General features: G+C 63.2%; 5 protein-coding genes. 1 reads left to right on the top strand and 4 read right to left on the bottom strand.

Going from position 1 to position 7,098, the window contains the following annotated elements:
- The 3 genes from C2U70_RS11715 to C2U70_RS11700 all read right to left on the bottom strand — a co-directional run.
- On the bottom strand, positions 1 to 506 hold a 506-nt coding region (locus C2U70_RS11715), incomplete at its 3' end, for a glycosyltransferase family 39 protein (protein WP_140978168.1).
- 272 nt (positions 507 to 778) lie between these two features.
- Positions 779 to 1,558 (bottom strand): ribonuclease HII, encoded by a 780-nt coding sequence (locus C2U70_RS11705; protein ID WP_140978166.1) that lies wholly within the window; start codon positions 1,556 to 1,558, stop codon positions 779 to 781.
- Positions 1,559 to 1,634: 76 nt separating this feature from the next.
- A complete protein-coding gene (locus C2U70_RS11700) occupies positions 1,635 to 2,810 on the bottom strand; it encodes a PA0069 family radical SAM protein (RefSeq protein ID WP_140978165.1) in 1,176 nt (391 codons plus the stop codon).
- A 213-nt stretch (positions 2,811 to 3,023) separates the two neighbouring features.
- Between C2U70_RS11700 and C2U70_RS11695 the strand changes: the two genes are divergently transcribed.
- A complete protein-coding gene (locus tag C2U70_RS11695; protein WP_186294200.1) occupies positions 3,024 to 5,432 on the top strand; it encodes a phosphoketolase family protein in 2,409 nt (802 codons plus the stop codon).
- Positions 5,433 to 6,179: 747 nt separating this feature from the next.
- Here C2U70_RS11695 and C2U70_RS11690 read toward each other — a convergent pair.
- Complete coding sequence (locus tag C2U70_RS11690; protein ID WP_140978163.1) at positions 6,180 to 6,461, bottom strand: hypothetical protein; 282 nt, start codon at positions 6,459 to 6,461, stop codon at positions 6,180 to 6,182.
- Positions 6,462 to 7,098 lie beyond the last annotated feature (637 nt).

Below are 7,098 nucleotides of genomic sequence, written 5' to 3'. Positions count from 1 at the left end.
CCGGCGGCAATCGACCAGGCGAACCAGGCATTGCCGCGGCGCTGGCCGATCAACTGCCAGGAATAGAGCAGGAGCAGCACCCAGAGCGGGCGCGCCAGCACCAGCGGACCGAATTCCAGCGTCGGCGAGGAGAAGGCCAGCACGGTCATGCTCAGCAGCACCGCCAGCACCGCCTGCTGGGTGCCGACCACCGCGCGCGCCAGGTGATAGAGCGTGATGAAGGTCGCAATCGAGCACAGCTCGGCCAGGACGTAGACGCCGAACATATGACCGCCGGCGGTGCGATAGGCGATGTCGGCGAGCCAGAAGGCGAGCGGCGGGCCGAGATCGGTGCCGACCTGATATTCACGGCCGAAGGCCAAGAGGGTTGCGAGGTTGCCGGGCGGGCTGCGGTAGAAGACGAGCGCCACGAACAGCCAGAGCGCAGCCTGCAGCAGCACCACGATCCACACGACCAGCCGCGGCCGCGCGCGGATGAGCTCGATGACCAGGGAGGTAAACCGCATGCAACGCCCGAAAGATGCAGCCAACCCGACGAAGCCGGCCCTATTCGCTCTGTTGTTTTGATAGAGCGCGCCGCGCGCCGTGGCAACTGGCGTCACTACCCTTCTCCCTCTCCCCGTTCTTACAGGGAGAGGGTCGGGGTGAGGGGGCCGCATCCGCGATTACTATGAGAGTTGGACTCGCGGAGACTCCCCCTCACCCGGATTGCATCTGCGATGCAATCCGGCCTCTCCCCGCAAGCGGGGCGAGGCGAAGAGAAAGCGCGGCGGACGTCCTAGGGATTCGCTGACGCGTTGATCTCGACTTGAGCCTCGACCTGCACTTCGACCTCTTCCGTGAACAAATCGCGCTCGCGCTCCACCGTCCATGGCATGTGCTTCTCGCGCGCGGCGACCACGGGAGCGAAGAAGCTGCGGTGGTGAACGGATGGACCGAGGCGGTCGAGCGCGCTGAGGTGCTCGGGCACGCCGTAGCCCTTGTGCTGCTCAAAACCGTAGCCGGGGCAATCCTGCGCCAGCGCGCACATCAGCCGGTCGCGCGTCACCTTGGCGACGATCGAGGCCGCGGCGATCGACAGCACGATACCGTCGCCGCCGATCACGGCCTCGCAGTCGCAAGCCGTGTCCAGCCGGTCGCGGCCGTCGACGAAGACATGCTTCGGCTGCTCGGGCAGCGCGACCACGGCACGCTTCAGCGCCCACAGCGAGGCACGCAGGATGTTGTCGCGGTCGATGCGCGCGGGGGAAGCAACAGCAACCGAGACCTGCGCGGTCGCGCAGATCTTGTCGAACAGTCTTTCGCGCTCTTCGGCCGTCAGGCGCTTGGAATCGTCCATGCCCCTTGGGATCCTGTCAGGATCGAGGATCACGGCGGCGGCGACCACGGGGCCTGCCAGCGGGCCCCGGCCGGCTTCATCGCAGCCTGCGACCGGCCAGACCCCGCGCTTGATCAGCGCGCGCTCGCGGCGAAAGCTCGGCCGCGCCACGGCGATGACGCCCTTGGCGGCCGTCTTCGGCGTGGCCTTGGTTTTGCTGACGGATTTGTCCCGAATCATGGCCGGGATCGTGCGCAAGCGGGGCCATCAGCGCAACCGGGAACCCGGGGCTATTCCCGTTATTCAGCCACGACCCCTAGAACAGGCTGAGCTGCTCGCCGTTCGGCTTCGGCCTCGCAAAATGGTCCGTCGTCAGCTTCGCGCGCCGCTTGTTCAGGCCGAGCCGCTCGCAGGCGATCTCGAAGCGGCGGCCGATGGTCCAGGCCATCGGTCCGGTGCCCTTCATGCGCTCGCCCCATTTCGCGTCGTAGTCGCGGCCGCCGCGCATGTCGCGGATCAGCGTGAAGACGTGGCGATAGCGGTCCGGATAGTTTGCCATCAGCCATTCGCGGAAGAGGTCGCGCACCTCCAGCGGCAGGCGCAGCAGCACGTAGGAGGCTTCCTTGACGCCGGCATGGGCGGCGGCATCGAGGATGCGCTCGATCTCGGCATCGTTCAGCGCAGGGATCACGGGGGCGACCATGACGGTCGTGGGGATCCCGGCCTCGGACAATTGCTTCAGCGCCTCGAGCCGTTTTGGCGGCGTCGAGGCCCGCGGCTCCATGGTGCGCGCGAGCTTTGGATCGAGCGTGGTGACCGAGAGCGCGACCTTGGCGAGGTTGCGCTTGGCCATCCGGGACAGGATATCGATGTCGCGCACGACCAGCGCCGACTTGGTGACGATGCCGACGGGATGCGAGGTGCGCTCCAGCACCTCCAGAATGCCGCGCATGATCTTCCGCTCGCGCTCGATCGGCTGGTACGGATCGGTGTTGGTGCCGATCGCGATCATCCGCGGCTCGTAGCCGGATGCGGCGAGTTCCTTTTCCAGCAGCGTCGGCGCCTCGGGCTTTGCGAACAGCTTTGACTCGAAGTCGAGCCCCGGCGAGAGGCCGAGATAGGCGTGGGTCGGCCGCGCGAAGCAATAGACGCAGCCATGCTCGCAACCACGATACGGATTGATCGAGCGGTCGAAGCCGATGTCGGGCGAGTCGTTGCGGGTGATCACCTTGCGGGAGGTGTCGAGCGCGACGGTCGTCTTGAACGGCGGCAGCTCGTCCAGGCTCTGCCAGCCATCGTCGAAGGCGACCCGCGCCTCCGCCTCATAGCGACCGCTGGCGTTGGACTGCGCCCCCCGCCCTCGCCTGCGCTCGCGGTCGATGGCGACCGCCAGCTCGGGAAACGCGGCAGGAACATCGGAAGCTGCACCCGCCGGCTCGGAGGGCGCCGTGACCGGCGGGTGCTTGAGGGCATGAGAGGATGCTCGACTCATGAAGCCAAGATAGCCATGCAATGTGAACAAATCAAGAACATCGAAAATGAATCCGAAAACAACCCCATGCACAGTAGCCGCCCAAACTTTGCGCTGGGGCCTTTGACCTCTCGCAACATTGTCGTCATGGCCATCCCGTTTGATGGCTCGCCAAGGATCGATCGCGCCAAAACATTGTTGGTGGGGATCGCTGGGGTGAGGGTCGGCAGGCACATGACAAATCAACGACAATCGGGCGCGGCGCGCAGCGAGCTCGACCTCATCGACCGCTACTGGCGGGCCGCCAACTACCTCTCGGTCGGACAGATCTATCTCTTGGACAATCCGCTGCTGCGCGAGCCCCTGTGCAAGGAACACGTCAAGCCGCGTTTACTGGGACATTGGGGCACAACGCCGGGATTAAACTTCATTTATGTGCATCTTAACCGCATTATCTGCACCCTCGACCTGAACGTTCTCTATGTCTGCGGGCCCGGCCATGGCGGGCCCGGCATGGTCGCCAACACCTATCTCGAAGGCAGCTACAGCGAGATCTACCCTGACATCGCGCGCGACACGGACGGATTGCGAAAACTGTTCAGGCAGTTCTCCTTCCCCGGCGGCATCCCGAGCCACGCGGCGCCGGAAACGCCGGGTTCCATCCACGAAGGCGGCGAGCTCGGCTACGCGCTGGTGCACGCCTATGGCGCGGCGTTCGACAATCCCGACCTGATCGTCGCCTGCGTCGTCGGCGACGGCGAGGCCGAGACCGGACCGCTGGCGGCGTCCTGGCACTCGAACAAGTTCCTCAACCCTGTCCATGACGGCGCGGTGCTGCCGATTTTGCATCTCAACGGCTACAAGATCGCGGGCCCCACCGTGCTCGGCCGCATGGCTGACAGCGAGCTGCGCGATCTCTTCCGCGGTTACGGCCACGAGCCGCTGTTCGTCGAGGGCCACGAGCCCGCAAAAATGCACCGCGCGATGGCCGATGCACTCGACGTCGCCTTCGCCAGCATCCGCTCGATCCAGCAGCACGCGCGCAGCACAAGCGGACCGGTCGAGCGGCCGCGCTGGCCGATGATCGTGCTGCGCAGCCCGAAGGGCTGGACCGGGCCGAAGGAGGTCGATGGTCTCAAGGTGGAGGGCTTTTGGCGCGCGCATCAGGTGCCGGTCGCCAATTGCCGCGAGAACCCCGCGCATCTGAAGGTGCTGGAAGACTGGATGCGCAGCTACGAGCCTGACAAGCTGTTTGACGCCAACGGCGCGCTGGTTGCGGAACTGCAGGCGCTGGCGCCGGAAGGCAGCCGCCGCATGGGCGCCAATCCGCACGCCAATGGCGGGCTGTTGAAGCGCGAGCTCAAGCTGCCGGACTATCGCGACTACGCAGTCGATGTACGTGAGCCCGGCGCCACCACAGCGGAATCCACGCGCGAACTCGGCAAATTCCTGCGCGATGTCGTCAAACTCAACGCCGAAGCGCGCAATTTTCGCATCATGGGGCCGGACGAAACCGCCTCAAACCGGCTCGACGCCGTGTTCGAGGTGACCGAACGGGTCTGGATGGAATCGACCAGGCCCTATGACGTCCACCTCGCCCAGGACGGCCGCGTCATGGAAATCCTGAGCGAGCATCTCTGCCAGGGCTGGCTCGAAGGCTATTTGCTCACGGGACGCCACGGCTTCTTCTCCTGCTATGAGGCCTTTATCCACATCGTGGATTCCATGTTCAACCAGCATGCCAAATGGCTGAAGGTGTCGCGCGAGCTTCCCTGGCGCCGCCCGATCGCCTCGCTCAACTATCTCCTGACCTCGCATGTCTGGCGCCAGGACCACAACGGTTTTAGCCACCAGGACCCCGGCTTCGTCGATCTCGTCGCCAACAAGAAGGCCGACATCGTCCGCATCTATTTTCCGCCCGATGCCAACACCCTGCTCTGGATCGCCGATCACACCTTACGCACCTATAACCGCATCAACGTCATCGTCGCCGGCAAGCAGCCGGCGCCGCAATTTTTGTCGATGCAGGAGGCCGCCGCGCATTGCGACGCCGGCATCGGCATCTGGAAATGGGCGGGCACCGAAACGGCCGGCGGCGAGCCCGACGTCGTGATGGCCTGCGCCGGCGATGTGCCGACGCTGGAGACGCTCGCCGCCGTGGATCTCCTGCGCAACGCCCTGCCCGACCTGAAGATCCGCGTCGTCAATGTCGTCGACCTGATGACGCTGCAACCAAGGGAGCAGCATCCCCACGGATTGAGCGATCATGACTTCGACGCGTTGTTCACGCGCGACAGGCCGGTGGTGTTCGCCTATCACGGCTATCCCTACCTCATCCATCGGCTCACCTATAAGCGCGCCAATCACGCCGGCCTGCATGTCCGCGGTTTTGACGAGGAAGGCACCACGACGACGCCGTTCGACATGGCCGTGCTCAACGAGATCGACCGCTTTCATCTCGCGATCGAGGCGATCGAACGCGTGCCCGGGCTTGCGGTGAAGGCTGCCCATGTGAAGCAGCAGTTCCGCGACGCGCTGATCGCGCATTCGGCTTACGTGCGTGAGCATGGCGAGGACATGCCGGAGATTCGGGACTGGAGGTGCAAGAACAGCGCGGGCGGGACGAGCCCGGCGCAGACGTAAGCATAGCCGTTCAGCCACTAGCGGACCTGACATTCTTTGCCGTATTCATAGCCTATGGCGAAGAAAGTCCCAGCCTATTCAAGGTTCATTGAGGCTCCGGGGGCACCTTGCAGCGCGCTGCAATGGTTTCAGCATCAGGACTTGGTACCCAACAAGCACGTGTTCGATTGGGGCGCTGCGCTCTACTTCTCAAGTCTCGGCCAGTTGCAGCACAATTCCGACGGTAGCATTGACACTGAACGCTCACCGGTCGTCACAGTGCACGTGCCGCGCGTGCGCCGCGGGATATTGTGGACCGTTGGTGAAGTTCGCTTCAATCCCGTTCCTCTAGCCTTGTTTCCCGAACTTGAGCGTCACCGTAAGTCCTTTTTGCAATGGTTTAAAGAATGCCCCTTGATCTACGATCATCATCCCGCGGGGGCACACGAGTTCGACTACTATCTTGAGGGATCGGCCAGGAATTGGGGGCCCATACGCGCCTTTCCCAGTGGCTTGGTTGCGCTAAGGAATGGACAATACTTTGTCTCTCGCAGCGAGACGGATAGCTCACTGCAAAGTGTCTGCAGGACACTCGCGCTTCGAGGCGTGATCTGCGCTGATCGAGATTAATCCGCAGCAAGCGGGGGAAGCGAAGCGAAACCCATCAAGAGTCTTGTCCGGCGACAAAGCACGATGGTTTCGCAAGGGCTCTATCCATCCGACGTGCTGCTGTCACCGCAACTCCTGTTGTCGCTTCGCGACCTCAGACTATCGCATCCAAGCAGGCTTGGCTCCCAACCGGCCGCTCCACCCCCAATCGCGAAACATATCTTGAAATGATATCATGTCGAACTCTTCGTCCGGCCGGGGCTCGTCGACGACCGAGAAACCGTAGCCGGCATCCTGCAATTCCTTAACATGGCCGCGAATTTCGTCGTAAGCGCGAAACAAGAGCATTCCGTTAGGAGATCCAAGATCTGCAATTCGCGCAACCGTCACGATGACTTGACCGCTCGGCAGCACGAGCCGAAACCCCAGCTCGGCCTGCAAGCCGAGCGCAGCGCATGCTCGCCAAACCCAAGTCGCTAGCTGACTCACGGTAGGGGGTCCACAATTGGAATATGATCGACGGGGCCGACGTGACCATGGGGCTGTTATGCTACACTGTCCCGCAAAGGAAAGACGAGATAATGGCCATCAAACGTCTTAGCATTGCACTTGGCGCAAAGCAGCAAAATCTATGAAGCGGCAGACGTAGTAGAGTGAAGCGAAACCCATCAACGGTTTTGTCCGGCGGCGAAGCTGATGGGTTTCGCAAGAGCTCTACCCATCCTTGTATTAGCGCGCTCGCTTATGATGGTGCCGTTCCGTGAGGAATGGCCCAGCCCGGGTGGCGGCCCGAGCTGGGTCGCCGTTCGATCGGATCGGTACCCATCGAAGCCTAGAGGGCTGTCAGGCGTAGCAAGATCGCGATCGGCACTTCATCGGGACCCGAATGGTCGAACGAACTTGAGGTTCGCATCACAAGGGAGGGATCGACGAAGATGGCCAAGCCTACCACGATCTGTGCCGGGATCGATACCGGCAACGCACTAGCGGACCTAACCTTCTTGGCCGTATTCATAGCCTATGGCGAAGACAATCCCGGCCTGATCGAGGAGCGCCCCTTCCGACGACCGCCCCTCCC

Origin of the sequence: Bradyrhizobium guangdongense (assembly GCF_006483445.1) — a bacterium.
In the GTDB taxonomy this organism is placed as follows: domain Bacteria; phylum Pseudomonadota; class Alphaproteobacteria; order Rhizobiales; family Xanthobacteraceae; genus Bradyrhizobium; species Bradyrhizobium guangdongense_A.
This window is presented reverse-complemented; position numbering and strand designations above follow the sequence as displayed.

Excerpts from the sequence above, each read along its gene's own strand:
- C2U70_RS11705 (WP_140978166.1), bottom strand. The coding sequence starts at position 1,558 with ATGATTCGGGACAAATCCGTCAGCAAAACCAAGGCCACGCCGAAGACG.
- C2U70_RS11700 (WP_140978165.1), bottom strand. The coding sequence starts at position 2,810 with ATGAGTCGAGCATCCTCTCATGCCCTCAAGCACCCGCCGGTCACGGCG.
- C2U70_RS11695 (WP_186294200.1), top strand. The coding sequence starts at position 3,024 with ATGACAAATCAACGACAATCGGGCGCGGCGCGCAGCGAGCTCGACCTC.